The following is an 18,542-nucleotide window of genomic DNA, read 5'->3' as shown; positions in this document are numbered from 1 at the left end:
CAGACTACAAAAACGATAATTCACCAAAGTCCCCGGGCTGGTGAAAGTTCGGCTCGGGTGCTAATATATTGTTCCATGTGAGATAATGGGGAGCTATACATTCATCTCCGCATTTATAGAAGTTCGCCCTCGCCTTTGTTCCGGTGAGGGCATTTATCTTATCATACTTAAATACCTGCAAAGGAATCTTTAGCGTAAGGGACCAGTCGATACTCTTGTCGTACACTGGTTGTCCGGATGCTGATTGTCCGTATGCTGATTGCCCGGATGCCGGATCGCTGCCGGAATTGTTGTTTTCCGATGCCTGTGATCCCGATGCTGGTGATCGGGGTGATGGCAAACTGCTGAAGACATCAATGGTTTGGATCAGTTCGGCAGGGAATTCGATTCTTTCTGCACGCCCGGCACCATAGCCCATCAGGCAGGTACCGATGGGGTTAAACTCGAGGTTATAATAGGGGCCCGAAGATTCGAAGGTTATAAAGAATTCCACACAACTGTCCTGGTATACCGGATCATTGGTTGTATGGAAGGTGACTCTCGGATCCCGCTCCGACACGTAGTACTTTAGCAAGATCGCGTCCTTGGTATAAGCAATGGAAAAGGAAGCCTTTGGTTCCTGAGAATATCCGACCCAGGGGGAATGGTCAATAGGATGACGGGTAAGGTTGTCCATAAACAAGGACCATTGCTCTACAGAAGGGGGAATTTGTGCAACTGTTATATTCATTTTATTTTAGGTCCGGTTTTTTTATTTCCAGTTTTTTATTTCCGGTTTTTTAACTCCCATCTTATTTTAGTTCCAATTTTGTGTTGGTTAATGATTCGGACGAAGGACCGATCATGATGGTAAATATACCGCGTTCTGTGATCCAATTCCCTTCTTTCCAGAATTCCAAACTCCGGGCATCGATGGGGAAACGTACATTTTTTGTTTCACCGGGTTCCAGGGTTATCCGCCGGAATCCTTTTAATTCCTTCACCGGTCTGACCAGGCTGCTGACTTCCTGATGGATGTATAACTGAACGATCTCGTCTCCCTTTGTTCGACCGGTATTGGTTAGGTTGACCATTGCATAGACCGTGTCTCCTGGTCTCATTGCAGGCGCGGAGAGCGAGACTCCCGAATAACTGAAAGTGGTGTAACTAAGCCCGTATCCGAAAGGATAGGTGGGCTCAGAGGAAGCATTCCACAAGGTCCGTGGCCGGCCATTGGGTAGGGAATTATAAAAGGCGGGTACCTGTCCTACATTACGGGGATAAGTCACGGTTAATTTGCCACCCGGATTGATCAAGCCGAAAATGGCTTCGGCAACGGCGGTTCCCGTTTCCTGACCGAGGAACCATCCGTCCAGGATGGCGGATACATGATCTTTTGCCCATTGTATGGCCACGGGTCTTCCATGCAGTAATACAAGGATGACCGGTTTGCCGGTGGCAACAACGGCCTTCAGCAATTCTTCCTGTCCGCCGGGTAAATTGATATCATCGCGGTCTACATTTTCCATGATTGTCCGTTCATCGTCTCCCAATACCACCACACATACATCCGAATGGCTGGCTAACTCTACCGCCGCAGGAATCCTGGCATCTGATGTGGATTGGATCTCACAGCCTTTTTCGTATACGATACGGGAATCCTCTCCTTTGAGCTTTTCGAGGCCCTGACGTACCGTAATAAAATGTTTTGGCTTTTGGGTCGAATAAGTTCCCAGGCGTATGGTATCGGCATTGGGGCCTATCACGGCAATGATGAGTTTGTCTTTTTTCAGCGGGAGCGTTCCCTTTTCATTTTTCAGGAGAATGATGGCCTTGCGTGCCGCTTCCAGGGCAAGCTGGTCCTGGGCGGGATCATTCAGGGTGGCGAGGTAGTCCTTCCGGGGATGTGCAAAGGAACCGCTGATATCGGTAAAGAATACATCCGACTCATCGGCTGTTTTGCCGCCTTTTTTTTCCAACACCACTTCTGTGGGAGCAGTCGTCTCATCGTTCTGCAAGTGCATCATGAACTTTACTTCCAGCACTTTTCGGACGGCATTGTCCAGGAGTTTCAGGGGAACTGCCCCTTTCTTTACGGCAGCCACCAGGGCCGCTCCATAGATGCGCCTGCCGGTCCATGCCTCCTTAAAGGCAAGCTCTGTATGTACGCCTGCACCTAAGGACATGTTCATTAATTTGTCGCGGCTATCGGTCAAATGAAATCTGTCCTGTACCCAACGGATATCGTTGTTGTCGGAAACGATCAGGCCATCGAACCCATATCCTTTTCTCAGTATGGTATCCAGCGTGTAGGTATTAACATGGCAAGGGATTCCGTTCAGGGAATGATGGGCGGGCATGATCGCCCCTACATGGGCCTCTTCCACGGCCGCCCGGAAGGGCGGAAGATGTATCTCGTGCAGAGACCGGAGGGAAATCTCCACCGGGGCTCCGTTGGCACCTAATACAGGTTCACCATCCGCCACAAAATGTTTGGCTGTTGCCAGGACATGGTCCTTGTCGAAACGATTTTTGCCCTTCCCCTGCAGGCCATTGATAAAACCAACGCCCATACGGCTCACCAGGTAGGCATCTTCGCCATAGGCCTCTTCGAATCTTCCCCAGCGTGCATCCCTTACCACGCCTAACATCGGCGTATAACAATGCTGGATACCCAGTGCCCTGGCTTCCATGGCAATCGCCGTAGCGACGCTTTCTGCCAATGCCGGATCCCAGGTGCTGCCCAGGGCAATAGCCGCAGGAAAGGAAGTGGCGCCATTGGCCACCACGCCATGCAAACATTCCCCGGCCTGCATATGCGGGATGTTAAGCCGTACATTACCATTGGGATAAAAGGAGGCCAACTGACCCGCTTTTTCTTCAACGGTCATTTTGGCGATCAGTTCATCGATCTTTTGCCGGTCAGAGACGCTAAGGGGGAAATAGGGAGAGGCTTTTGAGGTATTTGGACCCTTTCCGGAAATGGTGACCTTTTGAAAGGATAGCTTTTGTTGGGCCTGCAAGATTAGGGAGCAGAAAAGGGTGACGGTAAGGAACAGGACGGTAAGGAACAGATTATTTTTCATATGCTGGAAATTTGCTCAATTAATGGATAGAGAAAAAACAGAACCGGGCTTAAAAAGACATAGTGAAGAACACCAGGGGATGTCTTCACTATGTCATGGTACGGGAATAGATGTTTTTTAGTGTAACCGGATTTTCAATTCATGTAACCGGATCCTTAGTTCGTGTAACCAGGATTTTGATCCATAGGGGCCTGAGAATTCAGGTCAATGACTGTTTGTGGTATAGGCAATAAATTATTGAATGGCTGGACGGATGCCTGTGCCGCAGGGAGACCATATCTTTTGATACGGTCGTAGATCAGGCCAAGCCGCCCCAGTGTAAGCATACGGAATTCTTCTCCATACAACTCACGGGCGCGTTCGTCCAGAATATAATCCAGGGTAACATCGCCTGCCGTTATTAACTGGGCTTGTGCACGATTCCTTACTACATTGATATCATCAGCAGCAGGTCCGGTCAATCCTTTTCCCAGATTGGCTTCTGCCCTCAACAGATAAGTTTCGGGTAAACGCATGACATAAAAATCGCGGATATATCCATTGTCGGGCTGCGCATTTATATGTTTGTCCGTCCCGAATTTCTGCCAGTTCGGATAGATATACGACATCGTATCCTCTCTCAGGGTCAGGAAGGAAGCGGGTATCGGATCGCCCGGCTGAAAGGGCGCGGCGGGATTGGTGGGACCGAAATAAAAATGACGTTTGATATTGGTCTCATTATTCCGTATATCGGTTCCTGCATTATTCCAGATATCATAATTCACATAGTTACTGCCTCTGATGAAGGCTACGCCTCTGCCGGTCGAATCCACCGGCAGTGATTTATAACCGAACTTTGCCTGGGACCAGTAACTGCACCACATCATCCTTTCGATCAATGGTCTTTTAAAGTTAACGGTACCGCCATCGATCACCGGTTCGAATTGCGCTACCCAGATGCTTTCGTTATTGCCGGTCTGCGTATTCTGGTTACCCATGACAAAAAGATCCCAGTAATAATCCTTATTCGCTTCGGCGGCACGGGCTCCGAAACGGGCTTTTACCAGGGAGAAGGTGCCATCCGTTCCGTCGATGACCCTGGTGGCGGCTGCTATAGCCCCATCCCAATCCTTCAGACAAATATCGATCTCCGCCAACAGATGATCGGCGGCGGCTCTTACCACCCGGCCCGGTTTGGTCGTGGTCACAGGAAGCCATAACCTGGCGAATTCCAGATCGGCTTTGGCAAAGGCCCAGACATCTTCACGTTTGCTGCGTACATAGTCGAAACGGGGCGTGGTAGCAGGTTTGTCGATGATAGGAACGCCTCCATAAATATTGGCCAGGTTGCGGTAAGCAAAGGCCCTGAAGAAGCGGGCTTCGCCCACGATGGCATTTTTGTCTGCATCGCTGGCCCACTGTACTTTCGGATTGTCAGCGCCGCTTATAACGGTATTGGCTACTTTAAGAAAGGTGCCGTATTGCAGGTTAAACCAGGCGGCCGAGTAAGGCTCGATAGCATTGACCAGGGCCCAGTTGTTGTAGGAGTTGGCATTGTCGCGGGGATCGAAACAGACATCCGTTCCCGCGCCCAGTATAAAGGCGTCCTGGACACCATCTGCCGAATTATACATTTTCTGTACGCCCTGGTACATAGAACCCATCAGCTCATCGAACTGGGTCTTGCTCAGATAGGCGTTGCCGGTATTCAGCGCATCTTTTTGTGTCTCTTTCAGAAATTGATTGTCGGACTGGCAGGAACCCAGTGTCAGCATTCCCAGCGCAGCTATTGCCAATATATTTGTTGTTGCTTTCATTTTTCTTTTAGTTTTTTTATGTTAAAAACCCATGTTCAGACCAACGGTTACAGAACGCATCAAGGGTGGCGACTGGTTGACGGAGGCATTGGAAGAACCGCCATTGCCGCCGATCTGCGCACCATTTGCGGGGTCAAGACCGGTCCAGCCGGTGAACGTGAGTAGGTTCTTGCCACTGACGAAAAGTTTCAGGTCGCTGATCTTTATTTTTTCCAGCCATGACCGGCCAAGGTTATAACTAAAGGCAAGATCCTGTAGTCTCATGAAAGTCCTGGATTGATAGAAACCATAACCCAGGGGATTGGTATAGTTCGGACGGGGGATCTTGTTATTCGCTCTGTCCGGCATCCAGTAATCGAGATTGATCCAGTTGGCGCTGGTTGGCAGTACGGCTCCCGGATCGAGGCTACGCAGGTTGGTGGACATAAAATAATGATCTTTTCCTCCGCCAATAATGGCATTGAAAGCAAAAAACAAGGTGAAATTCTTATACGATAAGGTATTGCTGATATTGAAATTATAATTCTCTTTGGCGTATCCGATCACAGAACGGTCAAGGGTGTTGATCTTGCCATCCGGTTTGCCGTTGGGGCCGCTGATATCCCTGAACTTTACATCGCCGGGTTTAAATCCTGTGCTGGCCATATAATCGACATCGGTATTCTGAACGATACCATCGAAGGTATAGTCGTAAATAGCGCCCAGTGATTTTCCGATGAACAGGCTGTTGGCTACGTCATCGTCTTCTTTACCATCTTTGTTGCCATCAACACCGGTAAGATGAACGACTTTATTCCTGTTCAACCAGAAACTTACACCGGTCTCCCAGGTAAAGCCGGAGGCTGACCGGTAATTGATAGAGCTAAGCGAGATCTCGATGCCTTTGTTATCCACCTGACCCAGGTTATTCTTCACGGTGGGAAAACCATTGAGGATAGGAATGGACTGCGTAAGCAACTGATCCTTGGTAGAACCTTTGTACACATCGATAGAACCGGTCAACCGGTTATTCAACAAGGCGAAATTGACGCCCAGGTTAAAGGAGGTTGTTTTTTCCCAGGACAGATTGGTGTTGCCCAATTGGCCGGGAACGGTGAACGGTGTGGTGGTGCTGCCGAAAACGGTAAAAAGATTGGTAGAGTTAACGGTGAACTGGGTGGAATACGGATCGATGGCCTGGTTACCTGTTTTACCGTAAGAGGCTCTTATCTTCAGGTAATTGACGGGCTTGACCGATTTCATGAATTTTTCTTCGCTGACGGCCCAGGCAACGGAGGCGCCGGGGAAAGTACCGAATTTATGTCCATCGCTGAATACGGATGAACCATCCCGGCGGATATTACCGGTGAAGTAATAACGGCTTTTATAATTATAGTTGATCCTTCCGATATAACCTACGTTCGCATAGGTAGTGTTCGTAGTCAGCCCGGTACGGGTAGCCGCCAATGGCAGCCCGTTATAACTCAGGGCTGTCGTGCCGATGGACGAAAAATCACTGCCTGCCAGTTTGACCAGATCCGTTATGCTTTGATCGCGGGTATACCCTGCCAGCAGATCGATATTATGATCGCCGAAGGAACGGGAATAACTCAGGATATTGTCCAACACCCAGGAATTGTTAATGGACGTTTGTTTGTATCCATTCGTTTTGTTCAGGAACTGAAGCGGATTGGCGAGTTCTGCCGGAACCAGGGTATTTACTTCGCTGAACTCGTGATGGAAGTAGGCGCGTTCTGCGGTGTTCTTACTGGCCGTTACATTCAACCGGTAACTAAGCCCACGGATAAAGGGGAACTTTACATTGACAAAACCCGTACCTCTTAAGCTGGAATATTTCTCCAGGTCATCATCATAATACCCGGGCTGAGCCAGGTTCGGATTACCCCAGTATGGATTGTTGATCCCTGCAGTCCCGGTCGGATAACGCTGAAGGGTCGTATTGGTACTATCCAGGTACATATAGGAATAGGGTGATAAATAAGTAGCCAGGTACATATCCGGAGAAGTGCCTGAATAATCACGGGAAGAAAAATAACCGTTCACTCCAAAGGAAAGCCAGTCGGTCACATTGTTCTCGATCTTAACGGTAATGTTCGGCTTTTTATAGTTGTCGTTACTTAATACGCCGTTCTGTTTCAGATAACCGCCGGATACATAATAGTTCGTGGTCTTGCTTCTCCCGGAAATACTCAATTGATAACTCTGGAGCGGAGCGCTCTGGGTCACTTCGTCGAACCAATCGATCTGGTGTCCTTCATTGTAAGCCTTTAATTCCAGGGGGGCAAGAATGGTCGGAAGCGTCAGATCCTGCTGGCCGGTAATGGATTTGCTGTCTTTTCTCCATTGGATGTAAGCATCCCCTTTTCTCATGTCCGGTTTGCGGGTCCAGCTTTGTTTGCCGTAAAAGGTGGTAAAATTAATCTGGGGTTTTTCGGATCTGCCTCGTTTGGTCGTGATCATGACCACTCCATTGGCGGAACGGGAACCATAGATAGCGGCCGAGCTGGCATCCTTCAATATATCGAAGGAGGCTACATCGTTCATGTTGATCTCATTGATACTGCCATTAAAGATCACTCCGTCCAAAACGATGAGCGGAGCGGTTTTGGCAGAAATGGAGTTCTGACCGCGTACGACGATACTAGGATCTGCGCCTGCACCGGTGCTGGGTCCGATATTGATACCGGGAGCGCCTTGTATGGCTTCCAGGGCATTAAGATTGGGAATGTTGGATCTTGGTGAGTTTTCCAGTTTGATACTGGTAACGGCACCGGTGACATCCTTTCTTCTTTGGGTGCCATAACCTACGACAACCATATCGCTCAATTGATTGGAGGCTTCTGCCATGACAATGAGTAGGGTAGTACGCGTTCCAACGGTGATGGTTTGCGGAGCAAAACCGACACCGCTGAAGGTCAGTTTGTCGCTGCTTTCCGCCGTAATGGTGAACTCGCCTTTCTCATCCGTACTGGCACCGCCTTTTCCACCGGAAACGGTGATGCTGATGCCGATCAGGGCTACTCCTTTGGCATCGGTAACCTTACCATGGATGGTAGCGAAGGGAACAGGGGCGGGGGCAGCCAATTCCTCTGCTGGTGTGGAAGCGGAGGGCTCTTCGCCTGCTTTTTTTATGACAATGATCTTGTTCCTGATGGTGAAGGAAAGCGCCTGTCCCTGCAAACATTTGTTAAGCGCTTCCTCGATAGTGGCATTCTTTACCTCCAGGGAAACGGGTGAGGTATTGTCCAGCAATCTGCCGTTGACAATGAATTCATACCCGGTCTGTTTGCTGATCAGGCGGAATACCTTCTCCAGCTTTATTTTCCGTTCAGAAATGGTCACATTCTGCGAGAATGCCGTGGCGCTCACCTGGAGTGCCGTTGTTAATAGCAATATGGCGCAAAGGTTCATGATTAACAGCAGTTTTGAGGGCAAAAGCCGGTGACCCGCTTTGCCGGTAACATGTAGATTCATACTTTTGAATAGTTTTGGTTAAGAATGTGAGGATTCAAGCATCGTTTCTATGATTTAAGGATCGTTACGGGAATGACCAGAACTGTATTGGCCGGGAGTGAGTCGCAATCACTTCCGGTTTTTTTATATGGTCACTACGCTTTTTTTCAGGTTGCCATTTTTCTCTTTTTTTTAATGAATGGATTTTGTTGATTTATTTTTTTGCCGATGCCGGCATGACTAAGATCCGGTTGTTCTCTGTTACAAAATGTACATCGCCTGTTTCTTCCAAGGCATCCAGCAGTTCGGCTACATCGCCCTTGCGCGATAAGACACCGGATAACCGGAGATCGGACAGATCGCCCTTGTAATCCACTTCCACATCATACCAGCGGGCTATCTGACGCATAATGGTCTTTATACTGCTTTTCCCGAATTGGAATTTGCCGTTCTTCCAGGCAATGACTTCATCCACGTCGGCACTGCGGATGCCCATCGATTGGGAGGACAGATCCAGATGGGCCTGCTCCCCGGGTTTGAGCAAATGCGTAACTCCCTTGTGATCCACCGTTATGGCGCCATCAACCAGGGTGGTGTTGCATTCTGGCTCATCCCCATAGGCCATGATGTCAAAACTGGTACCCAGCACTTTTACGTCGGTTACACCGGCATGTACGATAAAAGGATGGTCTTTATTTTTAGCAACTTCAAAGTATCCCTGTCCGATAAGGGTTACTTCCCGGGATCTGCCGGAAAAGGTAGCCGGAAAACGAAGGGATGAGGCAGAATTCAGCCAGGCATGGGTTCCATCCGGCAATATGATCTCGTATTGCCCGCCGCGGGGCGTCTTGACGGTATTGTACATGGTCTCGCCGGTGGTATTTTTGCCATTATAGGCCAGACTCCCATTGTCCAGTTTGATGACCTTGATACCGCCCTGAACGGCTATATCGCCTTTCTGGCTATCATCCAGCTGGATCTCGGATCCGTCTGCCAGGGTAAGGGTCGCTTTATTGGAACCAGGGACTATTTTTTTGACCGGTATGGGATGGGCAGCCAGTTCTTTTTTCTGCGGAGCCCTGTATTGAAAATAAAAATAGGTGCCGCCGGTGAGTAACACAAAAACCGAAGCGGCAGCGAGGAACCACCAGGAACGGCCTTGGATCGATCTTACCGGAAGACGGTTGCCGACGCTGGAAGAGCCGGTGAATTGGCCTTCGGGAGCGCCTGCCGTTTCGTTCTCATTCAGGGCCATGTTTACTTCCAGTTTTTCAAAAATGGCGGATCGTATTTTCCGGTCATCCTCTTCCTCCTTATGGTCCTGCTTCAGGTCAGCCAGGATCATTTGTTCCAGTTCATCCAGGTGCTCTTTACGTTGCAGCATTCGTTTGAGCTGCAGTAACTCCACGGAGGTGAGGGAATTATTCAGATATCGGTCGATCAGATTTTTAAAATTCGGATTCATCAAAATAATTGAACGGTTAAATGGATAGGAAAGGGTTTGGAAGGAAAGGTTCTCAGAAGTACACTAGGTCCTAACTAAAGACGCAGGGAAGAAGGGGAACGCACAGTGGCGGTGAAAATTTTATTTACCAGCCGGCGCCAGGGGATTCCAGGAGGCCTTGTTTTTTGAGATACTGTCGTATGCTGAAGAGGGCCCGGGAGGCGTGATTATTGACGGTGCGGGTATTCAGACCCAGTTGGCGGGCGATCGCTTCATGACTGAGGCCCCGCTGGCGGGTAAGGATAAAAACGAGTTTTTGCTGGGGCGGAAGCTGGGCTATCGCATCGGCAATCAATTGTTCGGTCTGTTTGAGACTTAATGCATTATCCGGGAGTTCGGTGGTGGCCATTACCTCATTTTGCTCCGGCAGGGGGGCGGCTTGCACCTTTTTGCGCAACGCAGAAACCAACTCGTTCCGGGCCACGATAAAAAGAAAGGATTCAAAATCGTCTATTTCCGTCAGGGCAGCCCTTTTGATCCATATTTTTAGAAAGATGTCCTGGACGAGATCCTGTGCCCAGTCAGAAGATTTGAGGTAATGGAGCGCGGTGGCATAAATTTTTTTCCAGTACCTGTCGTAAATGACGGTAAACGAAGGTTTGTCGCCTTCGGCAATAAGGTGCAGCAAGCACCTTTCCTTATCGTCTTTTCTTTTCATCATAGCCTATTTCTCCAAATGGGATCTGACGGAAACCCGGCAGTTTTTTCCATACTTCAGATTCTTCTTTCAGCCGGAAGTTTTGTTTTCCGGCGTCTACGAAACCGGGGTCGTGATCGATAACCAGGTTGTTGTCCGTAAAGGGAAGCCATTCTTTTTTGCCTTCCGTGATTTTACCAACACGAACGAGGATATTATTCGTAAATGTATCTCTTTTTGGCATGGCAGGATCATCCTCGAAATAATCTTTCAGATAAGGGTATCGGGTGGAATAGGGAGGTTTGTTATAAGCTACCGCTTCGAGCCGTTGGCGGTAAAGTCCGTTGGAATCCAGCATGGCTCTGGCCCAGTTTTTAAGCCGGTCATCGATATGGGAGGCATATTTGGTATCGATAAAGATGTTATTGTCGTAATGATTATCACGGCCGCCGCCGATAAACCCGGCTACGGTACCTGCTTTGTAAAAAACATTACCGTATACGGTGGTGCCGCACTCCCCGTCGTCATGATAGACCGCCATGGTCTTATGTTTGCTGCCTATATCATGAAAATAATTATAGCGTACGATATTTCCTCTTTCGGATGGATCCCGCCCATGGTAAAAGGCGCCCATATCATCCACCATCAGGGCCATGTGATGAATGTTGTTGTATTCCACGATATGATCGTTGCCATGCAGCAGGATACCCATGGCCGGTCCGTCGCAAACTTCGCAGTTGACGATGCGGTTGCCTACACCGGTGATCCAGATGCCGGGACGATAGGATTTTTCGATCCGGTTGTAATTGCTGATATGACAATTTTTTACAAAGCTGTTGCCCGGCTCCAGGGTGAGGCGGTTACCGCCTGTAATAAAGATTCCGCCTGCGCCGGTCTGAAAAACGCGGCAATTCTCAAAACCATTATCGGTGCCGCCTTCCCTGTCAAATGTACTGTTGTTATATACATGAGGAATGATATTGCCTACCACCCGGGAGGCCGGCGTGCCCGTCCCGGCATGGATCTGGTCCTGCGATGGCAGGATTCCTTTTCCCATGCTTACGGCCATCATACCCAGGTTGGAAAAATTACAACCATCGATCCTTACTCCGGTGGTCCTTTCCATGTAAATGCCCATGCCCCGGCTGCAGGTAAATTCCAAACCTTCTACCCGTACCTTGCTTACGCCTTCCAGCGCCATCATGGGTTCTTCCAGTAGGGGCAGTTCGATCTTTTTCAGATTGGCCGGCGGTATGAAATAAAGCTGCTGTTTGTCCCGATCCAGATAATACTCCCCGGGCGTATCGATCTCTTCCGGAATATTGTAGACATAATAGGCCCGGTAAGGTTTACCGGTCCCAAAGCCATACATAGTGGGTATGGCGGTAGTGATCTTTTTCTGAAGCGTATCGATCGATTGTAAGGGAACGGCATCGTCCGCATAACCCCACATAAAATAACCGGCTATCCATACGTTGGAAGGATTACGCCAGCGGGATGGTCTGTCTGTGCCTTCATAGGTAAATACACCGCCCCGATAGGTAGTATCTCCATAACGCGGAACGGATCCGGAATCGATCAGTTTGCCGATGAGCAGCATACTGTCGTTCGGCCATCTTGCCAGCATGCCGGGAACCTGATTAAAATAAGGCTCCATCCAGGCGACACCAAAAGGTCTTGAAAATCCAACGGGTCTTAACTGTCCCAGGTTCCGGATGCCTTCTTTTTGCAGATCGATGACCCGCACCTGTTTGCGTGCGGCAGGAACCAGACCGGCAAGGAATGCCGCATCCGTCACGGTTCTTATTTTAGTTAGCGGAACTATTTTGCCGCCATGAATAATGACACGGGCATTATCCGCGGATCGAATGATCAACGGGTTACGGGAATGCCAGTTTTTGCCTTCTGTGAGTTCGATGGTCTGATCGATGAAGTAGGTTCCGGCGCCTATGATGATCTCTATTGGTCTGCCGGGAGTCTGTTCACCTGTTGCTGTTAATTTATCAGCGGCTGAGATGGCCTGCGAAAGCGTACCGTAGGGATGGGCTACGGTGCCATTGCCCCTGGCAGAACCATTTACAGCAACATATATTTTTTGACTGTTGATTTGAGCATGGAGGGAGAGATGATGCAATTGTATCATCAGGAACAGCAGCGTACTAATCGTCGTTTTTATAGCCATAACAGTGGGTTTAGGACCTTTCCGGGATGCCTCCGGATACTGAACCGGAATGGATACCGGATTCCAAAATCATTATCAAACATAACTAAAGGAATTAACATAAAACAGACGCAACCGGTTGCACGAAATTTAATCAGTGGATCACGAGCTTGCTTTCCATGACCAGATTTTCCAGCGGTGTGAGTTCCGGATGGACGATGCCGTCCATCTGGCGGAAAAGTAATTCAGTGGCCAGATGCCCCTGTTCATAAGGGAATTGATCTATAAAAGCTAATGGAGGGCGGTCCAGGTAACCGGAAGCGTGAAGATTGGAATACGTTACGAATGCCATATCGGAGTATTTGCCGGGTTTGATCTTCCGGAGATAATGAATGGCATCCAGCGATACATAATCGTTAAAGGTTATGATGGCTGTAGGTTTGATGCGATGGGACAGGAATTGATCCATCGCTTCATAGGTACCGACGGTGGACAGATCGGTAATCTTAACGAGATGTTCGTGAATAGGTAGATTATTCTGGGCATGCCCATCGTAATACCCTTTCAAACGTTCATTTTTGATAGGCAGGGTGGCAGGTCCATTGATGAGGCCAATCCGTTGATGACCCTTTGAAACAAGGTAGCTGACCAATTCCACGGTGCTTATATCCAGACGGCACCAGACGGAATTGATATCCGGAACATCCGGTACCCGGTCAAAAAAGACCACCGGTATATTGTATTGTTTACATTTCCGGAAATGTTCAATGTCCGGCGCGTTTTTGGAAAGGGACGCAATGATCCCGTCCACACGTTGTTTGCGCATGGTCTCCAATATTTTCACTTCGATATCGTAATCGTCGCGGGTCTGGCTGATCAGTACACTGTAATTGTTGGCGTAGGCATAGTCTTCAATGCCATAGATCGCTTTACAGAAGTATTCATCCAGGGAGGGAAGGACCACACCAAGGGAAAATGTTTTCTTCTGGTTGAAGCTGATGGCCATTTGGTTGGGCTCATAATTCAGCTCTTTAGCCAACTTCTGCACCTGCGCCGTTGTGCGCAGACCGATACTGGGATGGTTCTTCAACGCACGGGAAACCGTTGATTTGGATAGTTTCAACAGCCTGGCCATTTCCGGTATGGTAGGGATCTTATTATGCATGGTTACCTGTTTCAAAAGTAAAAAAAATCATTCAACCGGATGCGTATATTTTTTTCAAGCAACCGGTTGCCTGTTTTTTGGATGGATTTTGTAGTTAAGTTTGGTTAACCAACTTCAGCAATTATGCTTTCTTCTGCCGCCACAAAACCCTTACCTGCTGCTTATTCTTTTAGCACCACGATAGAAGATTTTTCTTTTTTTGCTGCCAGAGCGGTCACTTCCTCGCGGATCGAGATCGTATGTATCGAAGAGGGTTCAGGATTTATTATAACCGGAAATGACAGAACTCCTTTTAAAAACGGAGATGTAATTATGACCGGCACGCATCTTTGCCATCAGTATAAGCTGAATGATACCTATGGTGGTGTGGACCGCGACAAAGTGAAGGTAGCGGTACTCCGTTTTGTACCGGATTTCTGGGGAGACACCTTTCTTAACCTGAACGAAAACACCTTCATTAAGGTGTTGCTGGATAAAGCGAACCTGGGTATAATGCCCGATCCGCATACCTGTACTATAGTCAGGGATCTGCTGGGAGAGATGATGACTGCCAGTGGAACGGGTAAGATCATCCTTTTGCTGGAGATCCTAAATAAAGTTTCTGTTTCGGGAAAATTGACCTTTCTTTCTGTTTCGCAGGATTTTTCTTCTCTGCGAGAACCTTCCTCCCTGCGGAATCTTTCCGATCAATACGGGATGGACAGGTTGGAACGGGTGTATAAATATTCGCGTGCCAATTTCCACCGCAGGATAGACCTGGAAGAAATAGCGGCAGTGGCTTATGTGAGCCCTAATTCGTTTTGCCGTTGGTTTAAATCGAAGGCGCAGAAAACGTATTCACGTTATCTGATCGAGCTTCGGGTAAGACATGCCTGCCACCTGCTCGTCGAAAGCAGTCTTTGCGCAAAAAAAATATGTACAGAAAGCGGGTTTAATAATTTCTCCAATTTTCATAAATGTTTTAAAGAGTATACGGGAAAAAGTCCCGTGGAGTATCAGAAAAAATTCAAACCTGTCCCTTTGTATGCGCAGACGTTTTCGATAAATAAGGGACGATAAATTTGTTGACCTAATGAAAAGATCCTTTCCGGCCATTTGCGTTTTTCTTTTCCTGAATCTGACGCTGGTCGCACAAACCCCCCGCAATCTTCTTCACCGTTTTTCCAAAGAAACAATCCTGCAGTCGTTGATACCGCCAGGTTCCTGGCATCCCTTCCCTCAATCACCGGAAGGATGGAAAAAGGTGCTGGAAGATACGGTGATCCAGGGATTGATACGGAAAGGTGAGGAGGCGCAGCAAAAAAATTTTAGCCCACTCTCTGCCACTTTATGGCTGGAATTTGTGCGTACCGGAAACCGGGTCGATTTTGAAGCGAAGTCGTTCGCGAAAAGAAATCAATTGATGGACCTGGTGCTGGCCGAATCGGTGGAAGGCAAAGGGCGGTTCAGTGATGCCATTCTGAATGGCATCTGGTCCATATGCGAGGAAACCTTCTGGGGGCTTCCCGCACACCTGGCCATGCAAAAAGCAGGTAAGGGATTGCCCGATGCCGCCGATCCCGTTGTGGATCTTTTTGCCGCAGAAACCGCATCAGTAATGGCCTGGACGGATTATCTCACCGGAAACGCACTGCAACGGATCTCCCCGCTGATCCATGAACGGATCTATTCCGAAATTAGCCGGAGGATCTTCCAGCCCATCGTTACGGCTAAATATGAATATATGGGTTATGGCAATTTCCAGGCAAAGGTGAATAACTGGGCGCCATGGATCATGTCCAATTATCTTTCAGCTGTCCTCTTGCTCGAAAAGGATGCGGACAAACGGGCAGATGCCGTTCTGTTGGCCATGCATTATACGGATCAATATTTAAACGGACTGGGGGATGACGGAGCAGGTGATGAAGGACCGCTGTACTGGTTTGCCGCCGGTGGAACAGCCTTCGATGCGCTGACCCTTTTATACGATGCCTCCGGAGGTAAACTATCCATTTTCTCCGAACCCTTTATTCAAAAGATGGGAGCTTATGTATACAAGACGCATATTGCAGGCCGTTATTTCCTCAATATCGCCGATGCTATTCCCGAAATCGATGCCGATGGATATATGCTGTACCGTTACGGCAAAGCAACAGGTGACAAAGAGATGATGCATTTTGGAAGCTGGGCGGCGCGTCATATCGACCGGACTACCGGCGCCGGCACGGAACGTTTTTTTAAATCCCGGATCCTGTACAATTTGGTTGCTGCCCGGGAATGTTCTTTGTATCCTGATATACTGCCGGCTAAAACACCCGGCTGGTTCCCCGATATTCAGTTAATGACCTGTCCTTTGCCCAATGGCCTTTTTATCGCCTGTCATGGAGGTAATAACGGTGAAAGCCACAACCATAATGATGTCGGCGATTTTATCCTCTATTCAGACGGAGAGCCCGTGATCATCGATGCCGGTGCCGGCACCTATACCGCGAGGACTTTTTCCCAGGACCGTTACCGGTTATGGTTTAATATCTCTCCCTACCACAATTTGCCTACGGTGAATGGATTTGGGCAGCCTGCGGGTTTGAGGTATAAAGCGACCGATGTTGATTTTGTGGCTGATCCTTCCCGGATCCGATTGACTATGGATCTGGCAAAAGCGTACGACTCTGCTGCAGGGATTAGTGCATGGATACGGAGGGTGGATATCGATCTGCGTAGCGGTGTCGTTAATATTAATGACAGCTATAATTTTACGCATGCACATAATCGCCTTACCCAGTCCCTGATGACGGTTTGCGAAACGGATATTTCTGTTCCGGGGAAATTGCTGTTCCTGTTGCCCCGTGATTCGGCGGGCGATTTGGGAGCTGGTTCGGATTCTGCTGCAAAGATTGTTCCGGGGAAAAAGGTAGTTTTTGAATATGACCCGACAAAATGGAAGATTACCCGCGAGCGGGTCGCATTAACCGAACCGGAAGATGAGAAGATAAAAACCAGCTGGCATAATAAACCTGTCTGGAGGATATTGCTGGAGAGTACGGATGCCGGGAAAAAGGGGGAGATAAGATACAGGATACATAGGTGAAACCATTTATGACAGGCGGATAGAAGGTGTAGTATAACGTTGGTTATTTTTTTGTATACTTGTATAACACCTCACCTTCTATCAAACAGCCTGTATGCATTCCAACCGAAGACAATTTATAAAGAAAGCCGGCGCAGGATTCGCCGGTCTGGGTCTATCCCCTGCATTTGCCGGATTGGGCAACTTTTGGACCCCGGATGATCTGTCGTCTTTTCCGGGTGGCGATCTGCCCCGTTTCCCGCGGGCTACTCCTGAATCGCAGGGTGTTTCCTCGAGGTCCATCCGTGAGTTTATCGCCGCTGCCAATGCGTCGGATATCAGCTGGCACAGTTTTATGCTACTACGTCACGGACAGGTCATTGCTGAAGGCTGGTGGCAGCCTTTTGAATCCCAGTTTGTTCATACGCTTTATTCCCTGTCAAAAAGTTTTACGAGTACGGCAATAGGTCTGCTGGTAAAAGAAGGGAAACTCGATATTCATGCCAAGGTTATTTCCTTTTTCCCGCAGGATCTTCCAGCTATCATCAACGATAATCTCCGGGAGATGACAGTTCGCAGCCTGTTAACCATGAATACGGGCCATGGTGAGGATACTTTGCCGAAGATGCGGGCTTCCCAGGAAACCTGGATCAGGACTTTTCTGGCCCAGCCGGTGCCTTTTGCTCCGGGAACGCATTTCCTCTATAATACCGGAAATACCTATATGCTTGGCGCCATTCTTCATCAGATAACCGGAGAGACCCTGGAGGCTTACCTGGCCCCAAGATTATTCAAACCCTTAGGGATTACAGGTTATGATTGGGAAACCTCCCCGCAGGGATTAAATACGGCCGGCTATGGGTTGAGGGTAAAGACGGAAGATATTGCCGCACTGGGTCAACTGTATCTGCAGAAGGGGAAATGGAAAGATATGGCCATCTTACCGGAAGAGTGGGTGAAAGAAGCTACCCGTGCGCAAACTACTTCGCAGGTTAATAACGGAGATTGGTCGGAGGGATATGGATACCAGTTCTGGCGCTGCACACATGGGTTTTACCGGGGAGACGGTGCTTTTGGTCAATATTGTATCGTCATGCCTGAACTGGACGCCGTTCTTGCCGTCACCAGTCAAAGTTCCGATATGCAGCATTCCCTAAACATCATTTGGGATCATCTACCAACAGGTATGAAACCGGGTGTTCTTCCGGAAAACAACGATGACCAGACCGGTTTGAAAAAAGACCTGGCTGCACTGACATTACCTGTTGCTAAAGGTTCGGTTGTTTCTCCGGTGTCGTCAGGATATGATGCAAAAAAATGGTCGCTGTCTGCCAATGATTTTGGCCTGGATACCCTGCAATTTTCCTTTTCCGATAAAGGCTGTACCGTTGTCGGTGGCGCTGCCGGAAAAAGTAAGACCCTTACTTTCGGATGGGAAAACTGGATCGTTACTCCCCAACGGGATCCATATCTGTTTACTCCGGGAATGGCCGCTGTTATGCCTAGCCGCATCGCCGGTACGGCAACCTGGATCAATGACCATACCCTTCAACTGAATACCCGTATGGTAGAGTCGATCTTTGGCGATCGGGTCACCTGCGTTTTTTCGGATGACCGTTTGACCGTTTCGTTCCTGGATAGTGGGGCTCAGGCTGCGAAGAAAACGGCTGATTCCCGGAAGATGCTGGAGGGGAGGATATCGGGGTAGGCAAACA

Annotated in this window: 11 protein-coding genes; 3 read left to right on the top strand and 8 right to left on the bottom strand. The window is 48.7% G+C overall.

Features of this window, described 5'->3' with window-relative positions; all coding sequences use genetic code 11:
* Window positions 1-4: 4 nt before the first annotated feature.
* The 8 genes from ACX0G9_RS09995 to ACX0G9_RS09960 form a co-directional block, all read right to left on the bottom strand.
* Window positions 5-730 carry a carbohydrate-binding family 9-like protein gene (locus ACX0G9_RS09995; RefSeq protein WP_459064753.1) on the bottom strand — a complete coding sequence of 242 codons (726 nt, stop codon included), beginning with the start codon at window positions 728-730 and terminating at the stop codon, window positions 5-7.
* Window positions 731-791: 61 nt separating this feature from the next.
* The gene (locus ACX0G9_RS09990) at window positions 792-3,065 is read right to left on the bottom strand and encodes a glycoside hydrolase family 3 N-terminal domain-containing protein (RefSeq protein ID WP_459064752.1); all 2,274 of its coding nucleotides are present in this window, start codon (window positions 3,063-3,065) and stop codon (window positions 792-794) included.
* 155 nt (window positions 3,066-3,220) lie between these two features.
* Window positions 3,221-4,861, bottom strand: coding sequence for a RagB/SusD family nutrient uptake outer membrane protein (locus tag ACX0G9_RS09985; protein ID WP_459064751.1), 1,641 nt, complete (start codon window positions 4,859-4,861; stop codon window positions 3,221-3,223).
* A gap of 21 nt (window positions 4,862-4,882) precedes the next feature.
* A complete protein-coding gene (locus ACX0G9_RS09980; protein ID WP_459064750.1) occupies window positions 4,883-8,335 on the bottom strand; it encodes a TonB-dependent receptor in 3,453 nt (1,150 codons plus the stop codon).
* A gap of 193 nt (window positions 8,336-8,528) precedes the next feature.
* The gene (locus ACX0G9_RS09975; protein WP_459064749.1) at window positions 8,529-9,779 is read right to left on the bottom strand and encodes a FecR family protein; all 1,251 of its coding nucleotides are present in this window, start codon (window positions 9,777-9,779) and stop codon (window positions 8,529-8,531) included.
* Window positions 9,780-9,903: 124 nt separating this feature from the next.
* Entirely contained in the window at window positions 9,904-10,479 is a 576-nt protein-coding gene (locus ACX0G9_RS09970) for an RNA polymerase sigma factor (protein ID WP_459064748.1), read from the bottom strand.
* Window positions 10,457-12,637, bottom strand: coding sequence for a right-handed parallel beta-helix repeat-containing protein (locus ACX0G9_RS09965; RefSeq protein ID WP_459064747.1), 2,181 nt, complete (start codon window positions 12,635-12,637; stop codon window positions 10,457-10,459). The genes ACX0G9_RS09970 and ACX0G9_RS09965 overlap by 23 nt, the downstream gene beginning before the upstream one ends.
* 133 nt (window positions 12,638-12,770) lie before the next feature.
* Complete coding sequence (locus ACX0G9_RS09960) at window positions 12,771-13,781, bottom strand: LacI family DNA-binding transcriptional regulator (RefSeq protein ID WP_459064746.1); 1,011 nt, start codon at window positions 13,779-13,781, stop codon at window positions 12,771-12,773.
* A 123-nt stretch (window positions 13,782-13,904) separates the two neighbouring features.
* On the opposite strand from ACX0G9_RS09960, the gene ACX0G9_RS09955 reads away from it, so the two are divergent.
* The 3 genes from ACX0G9_RS09955 to ACX0G9_RS09945 all read left to right on the top strand — a co-directional run bounded on the left by ACX0G9_RS09955 (window position 13,905) and on the right by ACX0G9_RS09945 (window position 18,535).
* Window positions 13,905-14,840, top strand: a complete 936-nt coding sequence (locus ACX0G9_RS09955) for an AraC family transcriptional regulator (RefSeq protein WP_459064745.1) — start codon at window positions 13,905-13,907, stop codon at window positions 14,838-14,840.
* 13 nt (window positions 14,841-14,853) lie between these two features.
* A complete protein-coding gene (locus tag ACX0G9_RS09950) occupies window positions 14,854-16,848 on the top strand; it encodes a heparinase II/III domain-containing protein (protein WP_459064744.1) in 1,995 nt (664 codons plus the stop codon).
* Between the two features lie 94 nt (window positions 16,849-16,942).
* Window positions 16,943-18,535, top strand: coding sequence for a serine hydrolase domain-containing protein (locus ACX0G9_RS09945; protein WP_459064743.1), 1,593 nt, complete (start codon window positions 16,943-16,945; stop codon window positions 18,533-18,535).
* The last annotated feature ends 7 nt before the right edge of the window (window positions 18,536-18,542 follow it).

It is taken from the genome of Flavitalea flava (genome assembly GCF_054461575.1).
Note: the sequence above shows the minus strand (reverse complement) of the source record. Positions and strands in the feature narration are given on the sequence as shown.